Origin of the sequence: Terasakiella sediminum (genome assembly GCF_033100395.1) — a bacterium.
In the GTDB taxonomy this organism is placed as follows: Bacteria; Pseudomonadota; Alphaproteobacteria; order Rhodospirillales; family Terasakiellaceae; genus Terasakiella.
Map to the genome: position 1 here is coordinate 90,330 of NZ_JAWLVJ010000005.1, position 21,571 is coordinate 111,900.

The following is a 21,571-nucleotide window of genomic DNA, read 5'->3' on the forward strand; positions in this document are numbered from 1 at the left end:
TGTTTTTAGGATGATTACAAAATGACCAAATGGATGCCCCTGATCGAAGACCGTAAAGGTCCCCGCTACCTTGCTATCGCTGATGCTATTGGCGATGCAATACGTGATGGGGGCTTAAAGCCGGATGAGCGATTACCCACCCATCGTGACTTGGCTTATGATCTGGGTGTCACGGTTGGGACGGTCAGTCGGGCTTATGCCGAAGCTGTGCGGCGCGGATACGTGACGGGCGAAGTTGGGCGGGGCACTTACGTTAAAAAAGATGAAGGTACGGGCAATCCCTTTCACATCCCTTATGATATCAATCCGGAAGGTTATGACTTCAGCCTCAATTTCCCAGCAGAAGGCGAACGGGTGGAATATTTGCGCCGATCCCTGATGGTGGTTGCGCAGGACGCCGGGCTTGGGGCTTTGATGCGCTATCAAAGCGAACATGGCATGGAACATCACCGTAAATCTTTTGCCAAATGGGCAGCCTTTCACGGCGCGCCTCAGGATGCGGACCGGATTGTGGTTTCCAACGGGGTTCAGCATGGCATGACATTATCGTTGATGTCACTGGCGCGTGCGGGTGATACGTTGTTGTGTGAGGAATATAGTTATCCCGGCATCAAAACACTGGCGACCCAGCTGGGCTTGAAGATGAACGGCATTCCCATGGATGAGAAAGGGCTGATCCCGGAAAAACTGGAAGCTGCCATCATCCAGACGGGCGCGCGCATCCTTTATTGCATGCCCAATTACCAGAATCCCACCAGTATCATCATGCCCCATGAACGGCGTCTTGAAATTGCAGCCATTGCGAAGAAATACAGCGTCTGGATCATCGAAGATGACATTTATGGTTTTTTGCATGAAGACCCATCGTCTCTGACGCCATTTGCCTCCTTATTGCCAGATCAGACTTTTTATCTGAATGGGGCTTCCAAATGTGTCAGCCCGGGCATTCGGGTCGGATTTGTACTGGCCCCTGCATCGAAAGTCAAAACCGTTGCGGCCTGCATGCGCTTAAGCAACTGGATGGCGGCCCCGCTGAATGTGGAAGTGACATGTCGCTGGATCGAAGATGGTCTGATCTTTGAAATGATGGAATGGCACCGCGAAGAAGCCATCCGCCGTCAGGAACTGGTGATGGAGAATTTAAAGGGCCAGACCATCGGATCGACCAAACGATCCTATCACAGCTGGCTTTATTTGCCTGAACCCTGGACACCGGATATGTTTTGCCTGCGCGCACGTGAACGCGAAGTTTCTATCTTGCCAGCATCTGTTTTTTATACAGGCAAGGCCACACCGAAAAATGCCGTTCGCATTTGTTACGGCGCCCCGCCGAATCTGGAAAATGTGGAAGAAGGCATGAAACGACTGGGGCAGTTAATCCATGAAGAAATCCACGCCTTCCACAATGTTATGTAAGAAACAGTATCAGGATGGGCAGAAGCAGGGCGGTCACAAGGGCGTTTAACCCCATGCCCAGCCCGGCAAAGGCCCCGGCTGTTTCATTGATGCTGAGTTTGCGTGCCGTGCCGATCCCGTGTGATGCAATGCCGACGGCGAGGCCTCGTGCTTTTTTGTCTTGAACGCGAAACAGGCTCAGTACCATACCGCCAAAGACCGCGCCGACCACACCGCTGAGGATGACCAGGACAGCCGTCAGTGAGGGTGTGCCGCCAATGATTTCAGACAAGCCCATGGCAACTGGTGCAGTGACAGATTTTGGCACCATGGATAGAACCGTAGTTTCGGACCCGCCCAAAGCATAGGTGATATAGACCCCACTGATGATGGCGAACAATCCCCCCAAGGTGACGGTTGCCAGAATGGGAAAGAAGGCGGATCTGATGTGATGCAGGTTCTTATAAAGCGGCACTGCTAGGGCAACCGTTGCCGGACCCAGCAGGAAATGGATGTATTTCGCCCCATCAAAATAAACCTGATAGTCCGTCTTTGTGATCCATAAAACGCCTGAAACCAGAATGATGGAAATCAGGACGGGATTCGCTAAGGGGGACTGTTTACAGGTGCGATAAATCCAGTCACCAATGCAGAAGCATCCCAACGTCAGGCCAATGCCGAGCAAAGGCGTCTGGGTGAGGTGGTTCCAGAGATCAAGAAGCGTGTTCATGCCGAGCGATCCAGTAGCTTCATCACAAGCCCGCTAAAGATGATGGTGAAGAGTGTACCGAAAATCAGCGCCCCTGCGATGGGGAACCATTCGTTTGTAATCAGGTTAAAATGCAGAATGACGCCTGTGCCCGCCGGAACGAATAGGAACGAGAGATATTTCAGCAGTCCACTTGCCGTTTGATCCAACCCTTCTGGCAATCCTTTTTTGACGATCAGGAATAATAGCAACAAGGCCATGCCGACAACGGGGCCAGGGATGGGTAGGTCGGCCAGATAGACCAAAGCTTCCCCCGTCAGTTGAAAGGCGCAGAGCACGAAAAAGTAAAAGACCATCTTTAATGCATCTCCTGAAGGAATTTAGCCAGCGTGGTGAATTCATCACCGCGCCCGGATGTTTTTCGCCAGACCAGACCTATATCGCGTGGCGGACTGTCTTTGCTAAGCGGTAGGGTGGCAAGGTCGGTGCCTCGTGTAATTCCCGCATCAATTGCCATTTTGGGCAACAGCGTAATGCCCAGGCCATTGGCAACCATCTGCACAATGGTGGACAGACTGGTTGCGCCAAATTCGTTGATGTTCTTCGCCCCCGCCCAGGAACAGGCGGCCATGGCGTGATCGCGCAGGCAATGGCCTTCTTCCAGTAACAGCAGGTTTTCTTCCACGATTTCGGCGTTTTCAATGTGTGAATTGCTGGCAAGTGCATGATCCGCTGGCACAGCACAAAAGAAATCATCCTGCATAAAGATCGATGTCTCAATTGCATCACTTTCGTAAGGTAGGGCCAGGATCAGTACATCCAGCTGCCCTTCTTTCAGCGATTCCAGCAATCGTTCGGTCTGGTCTTCTTTCAGATACAGGGTGAGATCGGGAAAGTGGCTGCGGATATTCTGCATGATCTGCGGCAATAGATAGGGGCCAATGGTGGGAATAACACCTAGGCGAAGTTCCCCGGTTAGAGGGGAGCCTTTGGTTTTCGCCATTTCCATCAAGCCATCGGCCTGCACGACGATTTCCTGTGCGCGCGCCAGAACTTCCTTTCCTGTCGGGGTGATCAGGACGCTGCGTTTGGTCCGTTCCAGCAGTTGCAGGCCCAAGATTTCTTCAAATTCCTTGATGGCGGCACTTAAGGTTGGCTGGGTGACAAAGCACGCATCGGCTGCCTGGCCAAAATGCTGGTATTTGGCGACAGCGATGAAATATTTAAGATGCTTAAGTGTATAAGTTGCCTTCATAGGCATAATCTATAATTGATCCAAAACTCATTGGCAAATGAATGAGATGACCTATCCGTCACATGGTTGAGTCTTTTTAGTATTCTATTTGTAAAAAAAATGGCATAACAATGCGCGAAGAACGAGAAACTAAGGGCCGCTTTATGGGACAAGAACGCTTTGATCAGGTGACGGTGGTAATTGCAGACCCCGATCACAAGGCACGCACGATTGCAAAACAAACGCTGATTAAGGCGGGTTTCAGAAAGATTCTGACCGGGCACAATCTGGCATTTGTAAAGCAAAGCTTTGATGTGGAGATGCCGGAACTGCTGATCGCGGAAACGAATCTACCCGATGGTGATTTTGCGGAATTCGTAAATGATCTGCGCCACCACAAAATTGGTAATAACCCGTTTCTTGTTGTCTCCGCCCTGACGTCTGACCCGACACCAGAACTGGTGAAGAAGGTTATTCAGGCGGGTGCGGATGATCTGCTGTCCAAGCCTTTTGATGTCCCTACCCTGATGCGCCGTGTTGGTCGTTTGATCCATCAGCGCAAACCGTTCGTTGTGACAGGGGATTATGTCGGTCCAACCCGTCAGGCGAAATCTCAAAAAGAAGCTAATGCTGAAAAGTTTGATGCGCCCAACACATTAAAAGCACGCGCTTTGAACGAAGGTTCTGTCGATGACGTGCAGGCCATGGTTGATGCAGCTATTACAAATGTAAACACCAAGGCCCTGGAATCGCATGCGGAAGATATCAATGAACTGGTGACCATCGTGGTGCCGCGTCTGGCAACGGGTGAGATTGATGCCACGGCACGTCTGTGTCTGGACCGTCTGCGTTATTCCTCAGAAGATGCCAACCGTCGTCTGGATGGCACTGAATATGACCATGTGTCTGAACTGTGTCAGACTCTGATGGGGATTGTAAACAACATCCGCAATTCCGGTGGGATGCCGACAAATAAAGACGTGGCACTTTTGTCGCCTTTGAATAAAGCGATCCAGCTAGGTTTTGACAAAAATGCAGATATCGCAACGGCGCGTCAGATCACGCAAGCGATCCTTGCGAAAGTGCGCGCTTAATTTATTTTTCCAGCGTTATGTAGGTACTGACGGGTTTCAGTTCTTTGGGGGAGGCGCCGTCTTTAACCAGTTGTGCCGCCTTTTCTGCATCATTGATGATGCGGCCGGACAGCACGTTGATACCGTAATCAAACAGGCGTGAACAAAGCGGTGTTTCCGGCCCGACGATCACGCATTCTGCCATACCTTTGACCCGCAATAATGTGGGCAGAAAGCCTTCGCTGAAGGTATGGGACGGGAAGATTACGCCGTCATAGGTATATTCAATCAGATGCATCAGCGCTTCACCCGATGACAGCACCATGGAATTTTCGGAATAAGCTTTGTTCGCTGGGAACGATCCGATCACCAACACACTGTCATCACGCCCTTTAAAGTGATCCAGCCCGCTGTTATCCGGGCCTTTCAGGTCGTAGCGGTTATAGTGCGCGAGAATGGCGGCGACACCGATGGCGTGTTGCAGTGGGGTCTGGCGTTTCTGGGTATGTTCGGCCAGTGATTTTAGAGTGGCATCTGGATCAACTGTGTAACCTGTTTCACCCGTTGGATTGGCGGTGACACCGCAGCCATGCGCACCTTCTACAAAAATGGCGTTTTCGCCAATGACGACCTTTTTAACCGGGCTGTCGTCAATGCCGAGGGTCAGTTCTTTATAAAGGTTCCATTTCGGCCACCAGTCCCACATGGAGGTCACATCATGAGGCAGAAGTGACCCTAACCGTCCAGTAAATTCATTCCAGGTTTCAAGGGCGGTAGCGGGGACGGCGACAAGGGTGGGGATACCTGCCATGGCGGCTTCGACGATTTCGTCAGCCAGGCCACGGCCATCCTGTTCGCGTTCACCAAATTTTTCGATTACCAGTAAATCTGCTGGTGCATTCATGGCGTTGCGAAGGACTTTTGTTGTTTCACTGAGCTTGCCCACATCAAAGCCACAGGTGCCATGTTCACGGTCTTCCTTGCTGGGACGTGCGAGCGGCAGATGTTCGCCTGTGCGAATATCGATGGCATCCAGACCGATCTTTTCGCCAGTTTCATCATAGGCCAGTTCCTGCACCAGACCTGCCACATGCCAGCCGCGTTTTTGTAAAGTGGTCGCGAAATCACGCAAAGCATTGCGTTCCGGGGTGTCTGCAGCGTAAAGTACGCCGCCGAGACGAATTGGTTTTGCTGAATGTGTTGACATTTTTTCCGGTTCGCTTTTCTTTGTAACTGACAGTGCGCTTAACTTAACAAGAGAAGGAATAAATTTCCATGGGTATTCAGGTCGATATGAGAGTTGCTGAACTTTTATGTTCGCGTCTTTGCCATGACTTGATCGGTCCGGTGGGATCGGTAAACCAGGGGATTGAACTTCTTGGGGAAGGCGCAGGCCCCATGATGGCCGAAGCCACAGAAATGGTCGGCCAAAGCGCTCAACAAGCGGGCGACCGTCTGGAGTTTTTTCGTGTGGCCTTTGGTCTGTCCGGCGGCGGTAGTGGCCAGATATCCATGGCAGAAGGGCGCAAACTTGCCCGTGGCTTCATGAAACATGATGTGAAATTAAACTGGCCTGCCAATCCGGATTTGCCCTGGGCGGATGCTGAAAAGCGCGTACCCAAAGATGTAATCAAAGTTATTTTGAACCTGGTCATGCTGGGGCTGGATTGCCTGCCACGAAATGGCACGATGACTGTCAGCCAGGCTGTCCTGCCCGAAGGTCTGGGGGTTGCCCTGGTTGCTGAAGGACCCAAGGCCCATATCAAGGATGAAATCCACAGTGCGATTTCGGCCAATGCAAACTGCGATTCCTTGAATGCACGCACGGTTCAGCCCTTTTTTATGGCGCGTCTGGCGGAAGACCTGGGGCTGGACTTTGAAATTTTTAGTCCCGAAGCAGATTGCGTACAACTGGCCGCGATTATCCCACTGGAAATGTAACCCCTAAGCGAACTGCGCGTTTGACGTATTGTTGCAGTGCAAAGGTAAAATGGTTTCATTTCTATAATAAAATGAAATAAACGTTTCGATTTTGAAATGATGTCATTTTTCTTTTTGGAATCAGCCATTTTTTAGATACTGTACTTACCAAATCTTGAATATGCGCAAGAATGCGCGAACAGCTACGGCCGTACCCGGCATGATATGGAGAAAGGTGCAGACATGGATGATCTACTAAGTGAATTCATTACGGAAACTTCAGAAAGCCTCATGGTTCTTGACTCTGAACTTGTGAAGTTTGAGCAAAACCCGAACGATACGGAAATTCTTTCCAATATCTTCCGCTTGATGCACACCATTAAAGGGACATGTGGATTCCTTGGTCTGCCGCGCCTTGAAAAAGTGGCGCACGCCGGGGAAAACGTTCTGGGTAAATTCCGCGAAGGTACATTGGAAGTTACGCCACAGGCCGTGACCCTGATTTTGCATGCAATCGACACCATTAAAGAACTGCTGCAAACGCTGGAAGAAACAGAGGCAGAGCCAGACGGTAACGATCAGGAACTGATTGATCAACTGAATGCCATGGCTGAAGGCCGCGCAGTTGAAGATGCAGCACCGGCCGCTGCTGCCCCTGCAGACGAAGCGCCCGCAGAAGAAGCACCTGCTCCAGCACCATCTGGCGGGCCAACGCTTGATGAACGTGGTTTCCCGGTTGCAGCTGAACTTCTGATGGAAGTTGAACAAGCTGTTTCTGAAGGTGTGACGGCGCCAAGTCAGGAAGAACTTGATGCACAGATGAAAGCGGAAATGGATGCTGAAAAAGCAGCCGAAGCCCCCGCACCTGCCGCTGATACGCCAGCCCCTGCTGCACAAGTGCCTGCTGCGCCGAAGGAAGAGCCAAAGAAAGCGCCCCCTGCGAAGAAAGAAGCGGCTAAACCCAGCGGAGGCGGGAAAGAAACATCCGTTGCCAATCAGACCATTCGTGTAAACGTGGAACTGCTTGAAAACCTGATGACTTTGGTTTCCGAGTTGGTGCTGACACGTAACCAACTGTTGCAGATGGTGCGCGGGTCTGACGACAGTGTCTTTAAAGTGCCGCTGCAACGCCTGAGCCACATTACATCTGATCTGCAGGAAGGCGTGATGAAAACGCGGATGCAGCCGATTGGGAATGCATGGGCCAAGCTGCCGCGTATTGTTCGTGATCTTTCTATCGAAGCGAATAAGAAAATCGATCTGCAGATGATCGGTGCGGAAACCGAACTTGATCGTCAGGTTCTGGAACTGATTAAAGATCCGCTCACACACATGGTTCGTAACTCTGCTGACCACGGTCTGGAAACGCCAGAAGTTCGTGAAAGCGTTGGCAAGCCGAAAGTTGGTACAATTACCCTGAACGCGTACCATGAAGGTGGTCATATCATCATCGAAATCGCTGATGATGGTAAAGGTCTGAATACAGACCGTATCCGCGAGAAAATCATTGAAAATGGTCTGGCTGCAGAAGCTGATCTGGAAGCTATGTCTGATCAGCAAATTCACCAGTTCATCTTCCGTGCCGGTTTCTCTACCGCACAGAAGGTGACATCCGTTTCCGGTCGTGGTGTGGGTATGGACGTGGTGCGTACCAACATTGAAAAAATCGGTGGTACGATTGAGTTGAAGTCTATTGAAGGCAAAGGGTCTACCTTTACCATCAAGATCCCGCTGACACTGGCGATCGTATCTGCGCTGGTTGTTGAATGTTCTGGTGAACGTTTTGCTATCCCGCAAATCAGTGTTCTGGAACTGGTTCGCACATCGTCTGCGTCAGACAACAATATCGAAATGATCAACGATGCGCCTGTGTTGCGTCTGCGCAACCGTCTGTTGCCGCTGGTCTCGCTGCATGATCACCTGTCCTTGGGTGAGCGTAAAGTTGATTTGGAAAATGACGAACTGTTTATTGTTGTCACGCAAGTGGGGACATATACATTCGGTATCATCGTTGACCGTGTCTTTGATACGGAAGAAATCGTTGTGAAACCTGTTGCACCGATTCTGCGTCATATCTCTCTCTTCTCCGGGAACACAATTCTTGGGGATGGTAGCGTGATCATGATTTTGGATCCGAATGGTATTGCTGCGACAACAGGTGAAGTAGCCATGGGTAATTCCGATGCGCAGTCTACCTCTGTTGCGACGACCACCAGTGGGGAGACAACCTCTATTCTTATCTTCCGTGCAGGTGGTGAAGAGCTTAAGGCTGTGCCGCTGGCCCTTGTTGCCCGTCTGGAAGAAGTCGATGTCACCAAGATTGAATATTCCGGTACGAACCCGGTTGTTCAATATCGTGGTCAGCTGATGCCGCTTATTCCAATCGATCTCGGCCATGAATGGAAAGAAGAAGGACGTCAACCTGTTCTCGTCTTCACCGACAAGGACCACTCCATGGGGCTGGTGGTTGATGAGATCGTCGATATCGTAGAAGATCACCTGAATATTGAACTCGCTTCCGATCGCGAAGGATTCGTTGGTTCTGCGGTTATCAGTGGTAAGGCGACTGATCTGATTGATGCAGGTTACTATCTGACCAAAGCCTTCCCGGATTGGTTTGGTCGTGCAGAATCCGCCACAGCTTATGGGGATGAAAATACCTCTGGCCCACGGGTGCTGCTGGTGGATGACAGCCCGTTCTTCCGTAACCTTCTGACACCGATCCTGTCTGTAGCAGGCTACAATGTGTCCACGGCTGAAAATGCCAAGAAAGCACTGGCGTTGCGTTCGGCAGGGGCGGAATTTGATGCCATTGTTAGTGATATCGAAATGCCTGAAATGAACGGCTTTGAATTTGCCGAAGCGGTTCGTAGCGATACGCGCTGGCAGGGCGTCCCAATGATTGCGTTGTCTTCGCACGCAACTGAGCAAGATTTCGAACGTGGTCGTGAAGTCGGATTTAACGACTATTGTGCCAAATTTGACCGTGACGCTTTGTTGCAGACGCTAATGGAAATTTTATCCGTTAAGTAACGAAGACTGTTGAGTTTGATGGCTTACTGCTTTAACCTGTTTAACCAGTAAGCCGTCATTCAAATTGATGCACGGCTGGGAGGCAATCCGAGCTAAGGGGAACCGAAAAATAATGAAATCTTGTTTGATTGTCGATGATTCAAAAGTCATTCGAATGGTGGCGCGCAAAATTCTTCAGGAATTGAGCTTTGATACGATCGAGGCCGCCGATGGGCAGCAGGCACTGGATGCTTGTAAGGAAGCTATGCCAACAGCAGTTTTGCTGGATTGGAATATGCCTGTGATGAGTGGGATCGAATATTTACGCGAATTGCGTAAACTGCCCGGTGGTGATGAGCCTGTGGTGGTTTTCTGCACAACGGAAAATGATATTGAACATATTCAGGAAGCCATCGAAGCGGGTGCGAATGAATATATTATGAAACCGTTTGATAGTGAAATTATTCAGGCGAAATTTTCGCAAGTCGGCCTTTTATAATTGAAAAATTGAGGATCTATTGTCAGGTCTCGTTGGAAAAAATATGTCGTTTAAAGCCGCGCCGAAAAATGAAAATCCGATCCGGGTCATGGTTGTTGATGATTCAGCCGTTGTCCGTGGATTGATTACGCGCATGCTTGAAGCCGAAGCAGATATCAAAGTCGTCTCTTCTGTCGGGAACGGGAAGATGGCGGTCGATAGTCTTGCGCGCAATGAAGTTGAAGTCGTCGTCCTGGATATTGAAATGCCAGTGATGGACGGTCTGACGGCCTTGCCTAAAATGCTTGAAACAGATAAATCCATTCGTGTGATCATGGCTTCGACCCTGACGTCACGCAATGCGGATATCAGTCTGAAAGCCCTGCAGGCGGGTGCTGTTGATTACATTCCAAAACCATCTTCATCACGTGAACTGTCCGGGGGGCAGAACTTCGGTAAGGAGCTGGTCGAAAAAGTCCGCATCCACGGCGATGCGCGTCGCAAAGTCAAAGGTGCCCCTGTTGGCGGGGTTTCAAAACCACGCGGTGTTGCTCCACGTCCATCTGCGCTGACGACGTCGAACAAGGCCAAAGAAGTTGTGCTGCGCAAGCCCGTTGTTAAAGAACGCCCTGAAATTATTGCCATTGGCAGTTCAACTGGCGGGCCACAAGCGCTCTTTGCCGTGTTGAAAGGTATGTATGGCAAGGTGAAACAGCCGATTGTGATTACACAGCATATGCCGGCGACCTTCACAAAAATTCTGGCGGAACATATCAACCGTATGACGGGCTGGACCTGTCAGGAAGCAACGGATGGCACAGTCATTGAACCTGGGCAAATTTACCTTGCCCCTGGTGACTTCCATATGGTTGTTGAAAATGCGGGTGCGCAGAAAAAGTTACGATTAAATCAGGATCCGCCGGAAAACTTCTGTCGCCCGGCTGTAGATCCGATGTTACGCAGTGTTGTTGCGGCATATGGCAAAAAAGTCCTGACAGTTATTTTGACCGGAATGGGGTCAGATGGTCTGAAGGGTGGCAAAATTGTTGTGGAAACGGGCGGTGATCTGATCGCACAGGATGAAGCGACAAGTGTTGTTTGGGGAATGCCCGGTGCCGTTGCACAGGCTGGCATTTGCAGTGCAGTGTTGCCTTTGGATGAAATTTCATCCTATGTGGTTAAAGCTGCTGGGGGGGCATCATGAAACCTGATGATTTTCAGTTTCTCGCGACATTGGTGAAAGAGCGCTCCGGTCTGGTTTTGACGCAGGATAAAGCGTACTTGCTGGAAAGCCGTTTGATGCCGGTTGCGCGCAAGCGTGGCATGAAAGGGCTGGAAGAACTGGTCAGTTCGCTGCGTGGTCGTATGGATAACGCATTGGCTGATGAAATCACCGAAGCGATGACGACGAATGAGTCGTTCTTTTTCCGCGATATCAAGCCGTTTGATATTTTCCGCGATACGGTTCTGCCAAATCTGTTGAAGACGCGTGCTGCCAAAAAATCTTTCCGCATCTGGTGTGCGGCTGCTTCCAGTGGCCAGGAACCTTATTCCATAGCCATGGTGTTGAAAGAAGCGGCAGCTCAGCTAAATGGTTGGAAGTATGAGATTATTGGCACGGACATTTCCAAAGAAATGCTGGATAAAGCGCAAGCCGGTCTTTATTCCCAGTTTGAAGTGCAGCGTGGCCTGCCGGTTCAACACCTGGTGAAGTATTTTAAAAAGCGGGATGATCTTTGGCAGATTGACTCCTCTCTTCGTGGGATGGTTCAATATAAAGAATTTAACCTGCTGGAAGATATGAAGGCATTGGGCACGTTTGACGTTGTCTTCTGCCGTAACGTTCTGATTTATTTTGATCAGCAGACCAAGGGCGAAGTTCTTGGCAAGATGGCAAATCAGATGAGCGATGATGGTGTGCTTTACCTTGGTGGGGCAGAAACCGTTCTTGGTATTTCTGAAGCTTTTAAACCTGTGCAGGGTCTGCGCGGTATTTATGCTCGCACCGTCGGGGATAGCTCTCTTGGTGATGGCGCAGGCGATGCGGCAGCAGCCAAACCTGCGGCGAACCCAAATGTTGGACCAACAGGCTTCCAGAAGCCCAAACACATGCGCGAAGGTCGCCCGCCTGCAGGGGCTGGGACACCACCGCCTGCGCGGCCAAAGCCTGCAGGTACGCCGCCGCCGCGTCCGGCAGCAGGGGCACCGCGCCCAGCAGGTAGTCCACCGCCACGTCCGGCAGGTGCTGCACCACGACCCGGTGCGCCACGTCCGGCAGGTGCTGCTGCACCGCGACCCGGTGCACCACGCCCGGCAGGTGCTGCACCGCGTCCAGGGGCGCCGCGTCCCGGTGGGACATCCGGTGGTCCGGGACGTCCGACACCACCGCCAAGACCCGGTGTGAAAAAACCATAAGAAAAAAGCCGATCCTGACATGTGCAGGTCGGCTTTTTTGCTGTCAGATCAGATATTTATTGATCGCTGTTTCATTCCAGTTGATCCCCAGGCCGGGACTGCCGGGTTTGACATACCCATCAACAACCTGCTGCGGCGACTGTAGGATGCTTGAAGCGATATCCAGCCATTCCAGCCAGTGGCATGTCGGGGTGAGGGCAAGACAGTGTGCACTGGCTTCCACAAACAGGTGGCTTGAAACGGGTAGTGAAGCTGTTTTTGCAAGACTTGCTGCTTTCATCCAGCCGGAAATGCCGCCAATCTTCATCAGGTCCAGCATGGCAAAGTCACAGGCTTTTGTACGAATGGCGTCTTGCATGTCTTCAATAAACCACCAGTTTTCCCCAGTTTGAACCGGAACACCGGATTTGTCAGATACCCGCGCATGTCCGATTAAATCCTCCGCATGAACAGGTTCTTCTACCCAGGCGATGTTGAAATCTTTGAGGTACTGCAGACGATGAATGGCTTCTGCGGCATCGAGGGATTGATTGTAATCGACCATTAAGGACACATCATCCCCAATGATCTGACGCACAGTCGATACTGCCTGGATGTCACGTTGTAGATCAGCTGCGCCAATTTTAATTTTGACTCCTTTGAAGCCAGCATCGATGCTGGCTTCAATCTCTTTGCCATCAAGGGCAAGGTTGACGATGCCATAGCTGTCATAGGCCGCAATATCTTTTTCCACGCCTCCAAGCAAATTGACTACGCTTTGGTCCATGGATTTGCCAAGCCCGTCCCAAAGCGCCATTTCAACGCCGCTTAACGCCATGCCGACCAGTCCTTGGCTGCCCAGCAGGCGAAAGGTTTGGCGTAGTTTTTCAAATGTTTCAGCAGGGGCATAATCCCAAGCGCAAATCAGTTCATTCAGATTGTTGATGAAAGCAACCAACGGGGTGAGGGTAAGGGGGGTATAGGCGAAGATATAAGCTGATCCCTTGATGTTTTGGTCACTAAGCACGTCGATCAAAACAAGAGGGGCTTTGGGTATTTCGCCAACCGCTGTGCGGATGGGTCGCTTCATTGGGGCGAGAACGGGGCGGGCATTTAAGGATTTGATTTTCATCTCAGACCTAACATAAAGATTGAACGGTCCCTCAATCATGGTCATAGTTTGAGATAAATAAACTCACTAGTAAGTGAAGTTAGGAGAGGGTATGGCACGCAATCGGGAACAGACACGGCTAAAAATCATTACGGCTGCTTATGAAGAATTTTATCAGAAAGGCTTTTCCCGCTCCGGCGTTGATGCAATTGCAGAGGCTGCTGGGCTGACCAAACGCACCCTTTATGATCATTTTGAAAGTAAAGACGTTCTGATCGAAGCTGTCCTGGATCATCAAAACCAGTTGGTGCTGGATCGGATGAAAAAATGGGTGCCGGAAGAGGCAAGTGACCCGTCAGCAATGATTGATCATATCTTTGATAAACTCATGAAATGGATGGATCAGCCCAGGTGGATTGGTTCCGGCTTTTCCCGCGCGGCACTGGAACTTGCGGACTTGCCAGGACACCCAGCCCGCCATGCGGCGTCCAAACACAAAAAGGCTGTGGAAGGCTGGCTGGAAGCTGAGTTTTTAAAATATGGTCTTTCAAACGCAAAAGATTGCGCAACCCAGATCATGGTGATCCTCGAAGGGGCGCAATCTCTTGTACTTATTCATCAGGGCGTCGCTTATGCAGAAGTGGCCCGAAATGCGGCGTTGGTCTGTGTTCAGGCCGCAGGCTGTGCTTCGGCATCCGGGTCACGCAGCACGTAACCACGACCCCAGACGGTGTGGATGTAGTTGTCATCGGTTGCCTTGGTCAGCTTTTTACGCAGCTTGCAGACAAATACGTCAATGATTTTCAGTTCCGGTTCATCCATCCCGCCATAAAGGTGGTTGAGGAACATTTCCTTGGTCAGTGTGGAGCCTTTGCGCAGGGACAGAAGTTCCAGAATGCCATATTCCTTGCTGGTCAGATGCACAGGCTTACCATCACTTTCAACGGTCTGGTTATCCAGATTGACGGAAAGTTTGCCTGTTTTGATGATGGATTGAGAATGGCCTTTGGATCGGCGCACGATCGCATGGATACGGGCCACCAGTTCTTCCTTGTTGTAAGGTTTGGTCAGATAGTCATCCGCCCCGATTTCAAAGCCTTTGACTTTTTCTGGTGGCTGATCCAAACCGGACAAGATCAGGATCGGTGTATCTACTTTGGCACTGCGCAACTGTCGCAGGACCTCAAACCCATCAATGTCTGGCAACATCAGATCAAGAATGATAATATCATAATCATAAAGTTTGCCAATCTCGATGCCTTCTTCACCGTAGTTGGTGACATCGACGACCATACCGGCCGACTTGAGCATCAATTCAATGGCTTTCGCTTCGCTTGGATTGTCTTCGACTAGTAATGCACGCATGGGCCAGATCCCCGAAAATTGGCGTTAACGATTCATTAACCTTTTGTTAACCATTAACACAACTCCGATTCGTTGCAAATAGTTTTTTTATGAAAACTCTATATTTTCTCGCGAGTCGCAAAAAATAATGAATCTTGTCAAGGGGTTTGTCATTTTTGTGAAAAGGAGTATATTGGACGAAAGAGTGGACCAAAACTACCCCTTGCGGACGGAGAAAATAAGTGGCCCTGTTGGTTAATAATGTAATCGCAGAAGTTGATAAACTGCCCGAATATAATGTGTTTGGCCGGGTCGCTGCCGTGCAGGGGTTGATGGTGGAAGTCGGCGGGGTGCAAGGTGCGCTTTCCATTGGGGATCATTGTCGCATCCGTGTGCGCCAACGCGACTGGATAACCTGTGAGGTGGTCAGCTTCCGTGATGGGCGTGCGCTTGTGATGCCGTTTGGGCCCGTTGATGGCATCGCTATGGGGGACCGGGTGGAAGTCGGTCAACGTGAACCTGTACTGTTTCCATGCGCGGAATGGGCTGGTCGTGTGATCAATGCCATGGGGGAACCTGTGGATGGCAAAGGGCCGCTGCCTGTGGGGCCTGCGCCTTACGTAATTAAGGGCTCCCCACCTTCCGCGCATGAACGTACGCGCGTTGGCGGTAAAATTGATCTGGGCGTGCGCGCCATCAATACATTTTTGACCTGTTGTCGTGGTCAGCGGATGGGTATTTTCGCCGGGTCCGGTGTCGGGAAATCCACCGTGCTGTCTATGATGGCGCGTAGCACCGAAGCGGAAATTTCGGTGATTGGCCTGATCGGGGAACGTGGACGTGAAGCCCGGGAATTTATCGAAGATGATCTGGGCGAAGAGGGGCTGGCGCGCAGTGTGGTCATTGTCGCGACATCCGATGAACCGCCTTTGATGCGTCGCCAAGCCGCCTATGTCACCATGGCGGTTGCGGAGTATTTCAGAAATCAGAAACGTGATGTTTTGTGCCTGATGGATAGTGTGACCCGTTTTGCTATGGCCCAACGTGAGATCAGCTTGTCCGTTGGCGAACCGCCCGCATCCAAAGGCTATACGCCGTCCGTCTTTGCCGAACTGCCGCGTCTTCTGGAACGTGCCGGGCCAGGTAATCAGGATCAGGGTACGATTACGGGCCTGTTCACCGTTCTGGTGGAAGGTGACGATCATAATGAACCGATTTCAGATGCGGTGCGTGGTATCCTGGATGGTCATATTGTACTGGATCGCGCGATTGCGGAACGCGGGCGCTATCCGGCGATTAATCTTCTACGCAGTGTATCGCGGACCATGCCGGACTGTAATGATGATCAGCAAAATGCCTTGGTCTTTAAAGCGCGTCAGCTGTTATCGACCTACGAAGATATGGCTGAACTGATCCGCCTGGGGGCATACCGTCAGGGCACAGACCCGAAGGTGGATGAAGCGGTTTATTATAACCCGGCGCTGGAGGCTTTTTTGGGGCAGAACAAGAATGAGCCGATGGATTTGGAAACGGCTTACATGGCTCTCGCGCAATTGCTGGGCATGGAATATCGCGATTTTAACGGGGATGTCTCCCAACTTGGTGTCCCGCAGGAACAGCTTCAGGCCCCTGTGCAATAAGGATTGATCCATGGGCAAAACCCTTGAAAACCTGATCCGTCTGCATAAATACCGGGTGGATGAAAAACGCCGCACGCTTGGTGTGCTGTTTGGCGAGTTGAATGATCTGGAACAGAAGCTGAAGGATCTTTACGCCCAGATCGCTAATGAACAGGAAATTGCCCAATCTTCCCCTGAACAGGCCATGTTTTCTTATGGTCGTTTCCACCAGCGTGCGATGCTGATCCGTGACGAGATCGTACAGGCCATTGCGGCGAAGGAAGAAGAAGTCAATGCCGCACGCGAAGAGGTCAATGAGGCTTTTCGTGAGTTGAAGGTCTATGAAGAAGCGGAAAAGAAGCGCAAGAAAAAAGAAGACGAAGAACGTCAGCGCAAAGAAAATATCGAAATGGATGAAATCGCGATGAATCTGCATCGTCGCAATCATGACAGCTAATTTCTAAAGAGGATATCCCCCCAATGATCCGATATTATTTTACGCCCATCTCGCCCTGGTCCTATTTGGGTAACCAACGGCTCTCTGAGATGGCCGTCAAACAGGGCGTAGAGATTGATTATCGCCCAGTGAATATCCTGAAAGTGTTTGATGAAAGTGGGGGCCTGCCGTTGGGGAAACGTCCCATTCAGCGTAAACTCTATCGCATGACGGAACTGAAACGCTGGCGTGATCATCTGAATATTGATCTGACGCTGGAGCCCAAGTTTTTCCCGACCGATGACCAACTGGCATCACGTATGATTATTGCCTGTGAAAGCCAGGAAGAGAAGTTCAAGCTTTCCCAGGCGCTGATGTATGCCATCTGGGCGGAAGATCGTGACATTTCTGATGTTGCGACACTCAAGTCGATTTGTAATGAACTGGGATTGGATGCGGACGTTCTCATTGCACGTGGACAGAGTGACGAGACGCGTTGCCAATATGAAGCAAACATTCAGGCTGCCATTGAAGACAATGTCTTTGGCGCGCCCAGCTATCTGTATAAGGATGAGCTTTATTGGGGGCAGGACCGCCTCGATTTCCTGGAGGTGGCCCTGCAGACTTAACGGTCTTAAGCGCTTTTCAGACCCACAAGGAAGTCTTCAACCGCGAGACTGAGTTTTTTGGCATTGCTGCTGAGCTCTTCGGCTGAATTGGCTGTTGTGTCAGCTTCCACGCCTGTTTCTTGCACCCGTTGATCGACTTCGCGGATGTTGTCAGCCACATCTTTGGTGCCTTGGAATGCTTGTTCCACATTGCGGGCTATTTCCTGCGTGGCGGCGTCTTGTTGTTCGATGGCGGAGGAAACCGTCATGGAGATTTCAGACATTTGGGCGATAGACTGGTCAATCACGTTGATGGATTGAACCGCTTCATCAGTTGCGCACTGGACCTGACTAATCTGTTGAGAGATTTGGTCGGTTGCCTTGGCCGTTTGGTTGGCAAGGTTTTTCACTTCTCCGGCAACCACAGCAAACCCTTTGCCGGCTTCGCCAGCACGTGCCGCTTCGATAGTCGCGTTGAGTGCCAGCAGGTTGGTCTGATCCGCAATATCGGTGATAAGAGAGACCACATCACTGATTTCGCGTGCGGCTTGCGCCAAGGCCTGCACCCGTTCGGCAGCGGCCGCTGAATTGGTTTTACTGGTATTGGCAACGGATGTTGATTGTTGTACCTGACGGCCGATTTCTGTGGTGGATGCTGCCAGTTCTTCGGCTGCGGCTGATACGGATTCAACGTTGCTTGCGGCTTGTTCTGCCCCTGCTGCAGCGCTGGAAGCGCGTGTGCGACCTTCATTTACCGATGATTTTAGCGACGTGCTGGTGCTTTCCATGTTGGAAGCTGCTGTGCTGACGGTCGATAGAATCTCTGTCACCGATGTCTGGAACTGGTTGCTGAGACGTTGAATTTCTGCCCCACGCTTGGCCTGTTTTTCCTGCTCGATCTGTTGATCTTGTGCCAGTCGGTCAGCTTCCAGCTTATTATCGCGAAACAGACGCAGGGATTTCAGGATCTGGCCTGTTTCATCCTTGCGGTCTTCGCCAGTGAAATCAAGCTCTGTCACCCCTTGGGACAGTTGTGACATATTGCCCATGGCACGGGTCAGGGGACGGGTGATGGATACATTGACAATATAACCAAAGGCGATGGTTGCACCCAAAACGATGGCGGAAATCATCACGTGCAGCCATAGCAGGTTCCAGTGTGTGGCCTTGATTTCTTCCGTTGTTTCAATCAGGTCGTGGGCAATGAAATCTTCGACTTTTTTCAGCTCGTTGATTTTATCCGTAATAGTTTTAAACCAGTAAGCCCCGGTGATCCCCTGCAGGTCTTTGCTGTTCATACTATCTATGCCGATTTGGCGAAGACGCAAGACTTCCTGTGCGGACGTGGAAGTCAAAGCTTTCGCCAAAGCATCTTTTTCAGCCTTATTGGCATAGATGGCAAAGGTGCGCAAATAGGTGTTTTGTGCTTCGATCAGGGCGAGGAAACGCTGCATTCTTGCCCAGTTGAATTCGCCCGCCCCAAAGCTGCCTGCGCCCATGGCGCGTTCAATGCCTGCACGTTCCTTTGCCTGTAGGAAGGTCGTATAGGCAGAAATTGATTTGGAAATTTCCGCATTGTTGCTGATCTCGATCATCTCTTCAATGATGGTGAGGAAGCTTTTGATGGTGGATGTGTAATATTTCGCCAGCTGTGGAATGGTCAATTTCAGGGCAGAGACATCTGTGCGCATGGTTTCCAGTCGCTGTAGACGATTGAGCGCATTTTCAATCTTTTCTTTGAGGGCTGGATCGTAATCTTCAGTACTGAAGTTATCAAGGACAGTGATCAGTTCTGATCGCTTGCCATTGGTGTCTTGGCGCTGACTTAACAGGGTATCTTCAAACTTTGTTCCCTTACTGCCTACAAATCCGGCAGAAGCCCCGCGTTCCTTTTGCATTTCATGAACCAACGCGCTGATGCTGGGGGCCAATTGCGCCAAGGCGGAAAGCTGTTCATTTTCCTGTGCATCGGACCATGTTTCATGGATCAGAAGGCTGGAAGGAATGCTCATGCCGATCAGGGGGATGATGATCAAAGCATAGATACGAATCTTCAGACTGGTATGACGGAGAAAGCGCTGAAACATGGGGGCCTCAAAACACATTAGAAATGTAATAGTTTGAAGGCTATGTATAGATACGTATAGGCAGAGTCAAATAAATTAATACCTTAGTGGGACTTTTGATACCATTGTTTATAAAAAAGACATAAGATTGTAATCTATAACTTACTCAGACGGGCAAGGAGGCTATCATTTTTCCACTGAGGTTGATGGTCTTCGATGGTGACGTGATGTTCTGCCCCATTGCCATCCTGATTCGTCATAATGACCTGCAGCCAGCGTGGCACCAGTTCGTTATTCATATCTTCCAGAATGGTGGTGGCGGAAGTTTCCAGGTTGTTATCCTGACTCAGAACCGTTGTGATATAGGCGGCAAAAACATCACTGCTGAGGATGACTTTGTCTGGAATATATCGGAAATTGACAGATTGTTGAGTTGGGCCGCTGGCCTTTAGCGTCACGATGTAATCCATCGTTTTATTTGGGTTCGCCTGTGTTTCTAGCAGGGCGCGGCGTTCGGCAATGTCCATCGGTTATACCAGCATTCCAAGATTAAGATTTGTCTTTTGCAGATCAATCCCTTCCACATCGACAAACTGGGAAGTGACCTGAAAATTGATCTTACCGTCAAAACCGATGGCTGACATACCTTTTTCAAAAATATCGTGAATTTCCTTGCGCATAAAACCGGGCAGGGGACTTTTAGCACGCACGATCAGATCGAACTTTTTCACGCTATCTTTTGCAAGCCCGTCAAGCTGCAATTCCCCCAGACGTGATAGGTCCAGGTCGATGACAAACCGTACGCCCGGATCTTCTTTGCCGTCCTGTTGTTCATCCCTATGGTCGCGCTGGGCAATGCGGATCTGGCTGATCTGGTCATTGTTCTGCATGGGGACATAGGCGATTTTCCAGTCGGTGGAATTGGGCGTTTTGGCTTTGTCGCTCAGGTTCTGGAAGTCGCCTTCCAGCTTTTTCAGAAGGTTTGGTTTGCTCGCGGTAAGTGCTTTCAGCGTTGACTCATTGGCCCAGTTCTTAAAGTTGCCACGCCCCAGTGCCTTTAGGAAAAAGATCATGTTGAGCGCCAGACGGTTATCCGGTTTGGGTAACATGGCCTTGGACATTTGATCGGCAAGGGCTGGATTAATCTCCTTTAAAGACTGCAGCGTTTCCTCAAGAGCAGGCCATTTCTGGCTTAAAGTCTCAGTTGGGCTGGTCGCAACTTTGGGGGCAGCGGGTGAAGCTTGTGGCTTGGTGGAAGACAGCACTTCAAGGCGGATGTTTGTGCCGTCCATCATCTTTGCGGTGGTATCAAGTGCGATAAGCCCTTGTGGGGTGCGGATAATGGGCTGTTGGGTCGCAGTTTGTCCCTGCACTGTGCCTTGTGTAATCACGGTATTGGCGGATGTCACGCTGTTGGTCTGTGCGGTGTTGCTGGCGCTCTGACCAGGTTGCTGAACGGAAAGCAGGCGCACATTCAACTGATTGCCGGGTTGAAACGTTGTGCTGGTGGTCTGTCCCGGTGTACCAGCTTGTGCCGTCTGGCCCGTTGTTACCTGTGCGGTCTGGACGGTTACGCCTTTTGCCTGTGGTGTACCTGCTGTTGAGGTTTGTGCGGTTTGGCTTGTCGTTTGACCTGCTGTATTCTGTTGCGTTGTCCCTTGCGGTGTCGGAGGGCTTAGGACAAAGGCGCGAATGCCAGACGCCGTATTCAGATTTAACAGGGTTGCCGGGCCTGCGGTATTGCCGACTTGCGGTTGGGCCGTTTGTCCTACGGCCTGTCCGCCTTGTGTGGTTGGCTTTACCCCGGTCTGCATAAACTGGGTCGCCAGATTGGCAACGCGCGCGGCAGGCGTGTTGGTCGGGATGGGTTTACCGTTTATGTGGGTCAGCTGAATTTGGGCGGCAGGCTGGGTCTGCACCAGTTTAAAGGTCGCTTGTGCGTTGGGTGGCAGGGTAAATGGGGCTTTAAACTGAAAGGTGCCTAGATTGGTCTGAAGAACAGTTTCCCCACCTGCGGTCTGCGGACGGATCAAGCCTGTGATCAGACTATCAAGGGCGACTTTGGAAAGGGTAAGAGAAGCTTGCGCGCCGAGCGTCACTGTCAACTGCGCCGCATTGCCAAGGGCCGCGGGCGGCGGTGGCGGTGGCGGTGGGGCGACACTGGTCATGGGC

The 21,571-nt window shown here is 50.9% G+C and carries 19 protein-coding genes and 1 pseudogene; 11 read left to right on the forward strand and 9 right to left on the reverse strand.

The window, feature by feature from the left end:
• Nucleotides 1–21: 21 nt before the first annotated feature.
• Nucleotides 22–1,416, forward strand: coding sequence for an aminotransferase-like domain-containing protein (locus RYZ26_RS05235; protein ID WP_317682109.1), 1,395 nt, complete (start codon nt 22–24; stop codon nt 1,414–1,416).
• Here the strand turns inward: RYZ26_RS05235 and RYZ26_RS05240 are convergent.
• The 3 genes from RYZ26_RS05240 to RYZ26_RS05250 are packed head-to-tail and all read right to left on the reverse strand — an operon-like array spanning nt 1,409 to nt 3,359.
• Nucleotides 1,409–2,125, reverse strand: a complete 717-nt coding sequence (locus RYZ26_RS05240) for an LrgB family protein (protein WP_317682110.1) — start codon at nt 2,123–2,125, stop codon at nt 1,409–1,411. The two genes, RYZ26_RS05235 and RYZ26_RS05240, sit on opposite strands and share 8 nt — an antisense overlap.
• Nucleotides 2,122–2,460 carry a CidA/LrgA family protein gene (locus tag RYZ26_RS05245; protein ID WP_317682111.1) on the reverse strand — a complete coding sequence of 113 codons (339 nt, stop codon included), beginning with the start codon at nt 2,458–2,460 and terminating at the stop codon, nt 2,122–2,124. The genes RYZ26_RS05240 and RYZ26_RS05245 overlap by 4 nt, the downstream gene beginning before the upstream one ends.
• A 2-nt stretch (nt 2,461–2,462) precedes the next feature.
• Nucleotides 2,463–3,359 (reverse strand): LysR substrate-binding domain-containing protein, encoded by an 897-nt coding sequence (locus tag RYZ26_RS05250; RefSeq protein WP_317682112.1) that lies wholly within the window; start codon nt 3,357–3,359, stop codon nt 2,463–2,465.
• 143 nt (nt 3,360–3,502) lie between these two features.
• On the opposite strand from RYZ26_RS05250, the gene RYZ26_RS05255 reads away from it, so the two are divergent.
• Nucleotides 3,503–4,432 (forward strand): response regulator, encoded by a 930-nt coding sequence (locus RYZ26_RS05255; RefSeq protein WP_317682113.1) that lies wholly within the window; start codon nt 3,503–3,505, stop codon nt 4,430–4,432.
• Nucleotide 4,433: 1 nt separating this feature from the next.
• On the opposite strand, the gene RYZ26_RS05260 is transcribed toward RYZ26_RS05255, so the two are convergent.
• Complete coding sequence (locus RYZ26_RS05260; RefSeq protein ID WP_317682114.1) at nt 4,434–5,618, reverse strand: DUF2478 domain-containing protein; 1,185 nt, start codon at nt 5,616–5,618, stop codon at nt 4,434–4,436.
• A 68-nt stretch (nt 5,619–5,686) separates the two neighbouring features.
• On the opposite strand from RYZ26_RS05260, the gene RYZ26_RS05265 reads away from it, so the two are divergent.
• The 5 genes and pseudogenes from RYZ26_RS05265 to RYZ26_RS05285 form a co-directional block, all read left to right on the forward strand.
• Nucleotides 5,687–6,352, forward strand: coding sequence for a histidine phosphotransferase family protein (locus RYZ26_RS05265; RefSeq protein ID WP_317682115.1), 666 nt, complete (start codon nt 5,687–5,689; stop codon nt 6,350–6,352).
• A 222-nt stretch (nt 6,353–6,574) separates the two neighbouring features.
• Nucleotides 6,575–9,364 (forward strand): hybrid sensor histidine kinase/response regulator, encoded by a 2,790-nt coding sequence (locus RYZ26_RS05270; protein ID WP_317682116.1) that lies wholly within the window; start codon nt 6,575–6,577, stop codon nt 9,362–9,364.
• 112 nt (nt 9,365–9,476) lie between these two features.
• Nucleotides 9,477–9,842, forward strand: a complete 366-nt coding sequence (locus tag RYZ26_RS05275; RefSeq protein WP_028879161.1) for a response regulator — start codon at nt 9,477–9,479, stop codon at nt 9,840–9,842.
• A 43-nt stretch (nt 9,843–9,885) separates the two neighbouring features.
• Nucleotides 9,886–11,025, forward strand: a complete 1,140-nt coding sequence (locus tag RYZ26_RS05280) for a protein-glutamate methylesterase/protein-glutamine glutaminase (protein WP_317682117.1) — start codon at nt 9,886–9,888, stop codon at nt 11,023–11,025.
• Nucleotides 11,022–11,849 (forward strand): annotated as a pseudogene (locus RYZ26_RS05285) (CheR family methyltransferase); the annotation flags it as partial. The gene RYZ26_RS05280 and the pseudogene RYZ26_RS05285, both read left to right, overlap by 4 nt.
• 430 nt (nt 11,850–12,279) lie before the next feature.
• Here the strand turns inward: RYZ26_RS05285 and RYZ26_RS05290 are convergent.
• Nucleotides 12,280–13,347, reverse strand: coding sequence for an enolase C-terminal domain-like protein (locus tag RYZ26_RS05290; RefSeq protein WP_317682118.1), 1,068 nt, complete (start codon nt 13,345–13,347; stop codon nt 12,280–12,282).
• A 91-nt stretch (nt 13,348–13,438) separates the two neighbouring features.
• Between RYZ26_RS05290 and RYZ26_RS05295 the strand changes: the two genes are divergently transcribed.
• A complete protein-coding gene (locus RYZ26_RS05295; protein WP_317682119.1) occupies nt 13,439–14,041 on the forward strand; it encodes a TetR/AcrR family transcriptional regulator in 603 nt (200 codons plus the stop codon).
• Here RYZ26_RS05295 and ctrA read toward each other — a convergent pair.
• The gene (ctrA, locus tag RYZ26_RS05300; RefSeq protein WP_317682120.1) at nt 13,996–14,691 is read right to left on the reverse strand and encodes a response regulator transcription factor CtrA; all 696 of its coding nucleotides are present in this window, start codon (nt 14,689–14,691) and stop codon (nt 13,996–13,998) included. The genes RYZ26_RS05295 and ctrA overlap by 46 nt on opposite strands.
• Before the next feature lie 221 nt (nt 14,692–14,912).
• On the opposite strand from ctrA, the gene fliI reads away from it, so the two are divergent.
• From fliI to RYZ26_RS05315, 3 genes are read left to right on the forward strand one after another with little or no spacing between them, the layout of a single operon-like run.
• Nucleotides 14,913–16,310, forward strand: coding sequence for a flagellar protein export ATPase FliI (fliI, locus tag RYZ26_RS05305; RefSeq protein WP_317682121.1), 1,398 nt, complete (start codon nt 14,913–14,915; stop codon nt 16,308–16,310).
• Between the two features lie 10 nt (nt 16,311–16,320).
• Nucleotides 16,321–16,746: a flagellar FliJ family protein gene (locus tag RYZ26_RS05310; protein ID WP_317682122.1), complete on the forward strand. Its 426-nt coding sequence runs from the start codon at nt 16,321–16,323 to the stop codon at nt 16,744–16,746.
• Nucleotides 16,747–16,769: 23 nt separating this feature from the next.
• A complete protein-coding gene (locus RYZ26_RS05315; protein WP_317682123.1) occupies nt 16,770–17,354 on the forward strand; it encodes a 2-hydroxychromene-2-carboxylate isomerase in 585 nt (194 codons plus the stop codon).
• Nucleotides 17,355–17,359: 5 nt separating this feature from the next.
• Here the strand turns inward: RYZ26_RS05315 and RYZ26_RS05320 are convergent, their stop codons facing one another.
• The 3 genes from RYZ26_RS05320 to RYZ26_RS05330 all read right to left on the reverse strand — a co-directional run bounded on the left by RYZ26_RS05320 (nt 17,360) and on the right by RYZ26_RS05330 (nt 21,567).
• Entirely contained in the window at nt 17,360–19,420 is a 2,061-nt protein-coding gene (locus RYZ26_RS05320; protein WP_317682124.1) for a methyl-accepting chemotaxis protein, read from the reverse strand.
• 134 nt (nt 19,421–19,554) lie between these two features.
• Complete coding sequence (locus RYZ26_RS05325; RefSeq protein WP_317682125.1) at nt 19,555–19,926, reverse strand: hypothetical protein; 372 nt, start codon at nt 19,924–19,926, stop codon at nt 19,555–19,557.
• Between the two features lie 3 nt (nt 19,927–19,929).
• A complete protein-coding gene (locus tag RYZ26_RS05330; RefSeq protein ID WP_317682126.1) occupies nt 19,930–21,567 on the reverse strand; it encodes a hypothetical protein in 1,638 nt (545 codons plus the stop codon).
• Nucleotides 21,568–21,571: the final 4 nt, after the last annotated feature.

Coding starts and splice junctions, on each gene's coding strand:
- RYZ26_RS05310 (WP_317682122.1), top strand. CDS start 16,321: ATGGGCAAAACCCTTGAAAACCTGATCCGTCTGCATAAATACCGGGTG.
- RYZ26_RS05255 (WP_317682113.1), top strand. CDS start 3,503: ATGGGACAAGAACGCTTTGATCAGGTGACGGTGGTAATTGCAGACCCC.
- RYZ26_RS05235 (WP_317682109.1), top strand. CDS start 22: ATGACCAAATGGATGCCCCTGATCGAAGACCGTAAAGGTCCCCGCTAC.
- RYZ26_RS05325 (WP_317682125.1), bottom strand. CDS start 19,926: ATGGACATTGCCGAACGCCGCGCCCTGCTAGAAACACAGGCGAACCCA.
- RYZ26_RS05270 (WP_317682116.1), top strand. CDS start 6,575: ATGGATGATCTACTAAGTGAATTCATTACGGAAACTTCAGAAAGCCTC.
- RYZ26_RS05315 (WP_317682123.1), top strand. CDS start 16,770: ATGATCCGATATTATTTTACGCCCATCTCGCCCTGGTCCTATTTGGGT.
- RYZ26_RS05320 (WP_317682124.1), bottom strand. CDS start 19,420: ATGTTTCAGCGCTTTCTCCGTCATACCAGTCTGAAGATTCGTATCTAT.
- RYZ26_RS05280 (WP_317682117.1), top strand. CDS start 9,886: ATGTCGTTTAAAGCCGCGCCGAAAAATGAAAATCCGATCCGGGTCATG.
- RYZ26_RS05260 (WP_317682114.1), bottom strand. CDS start 5,618: ATGTCAACACATTCAGCAAAACCAATTCGTCTCGGCGGCGTACTTTAC.
- RYZ26_RS05245 (WP_317682111.1), bottom strand. CDS start 2,460: ATGGTCTTTTACTTTTTCGTGCTCTGCGCCTTTCAACTGACGGGGGAA.
- RYZ26_RS05250 (WP_317682112.1), bottom strand. CDS start 3,359: ATGAAGGCAACTTATACACTTAAGCATCTTAAATATTTCATCGCTGTC.
- RYZ26_RS05275 (WP_028879161.1), top strand. CDS start 9,477: ATGAAATCTTGTTTGATTGTCGATGATTCAAAAGTCATTCGAATGGTG.
- ctrA (WP_317682120.1), bottom strand. CDS start 14,691: ATGCGTGCATTACTAGTCGAAGACAATCCAAGCGAAGCGAAAGCCATT.
- RYZ26_RS05240 (WP_317682110.1), bottom strand. CDS start 2,125: ATGAACACGCTTCTTGATCTCTGGAACCACCTCACCCAGACGCCTTTG.
- RYZ26_RS05290 (WP_317682118.1), bottom strand. CDS start 13,347: ATGAAAATCAAATCCTTAAATGCCCGCCCCGTTCTCGCCCCAATGAAG.
- RYZ26_RS05330 (WP_317682126.1), bottom strand. CDS start 21,567: ATGACCAGTGTCGCCCCACCGCCACCGCCACCGCCGCCCGCGGCCCTT.
- RYZ26_RS05295 (WP_317682119.1), top strand. CDS start 13,439: ATGGCACGCAATCGGGAACAGACACGGCTAAAAATCATTACGGCTGCT.
- RYZ26_RS05265 (WP_317682115.1), top strand. CDS start 5,687: ATGGGTATTCAGGTCGATATGAGAGTTGCTGAACTTTTATGTTCGCGT.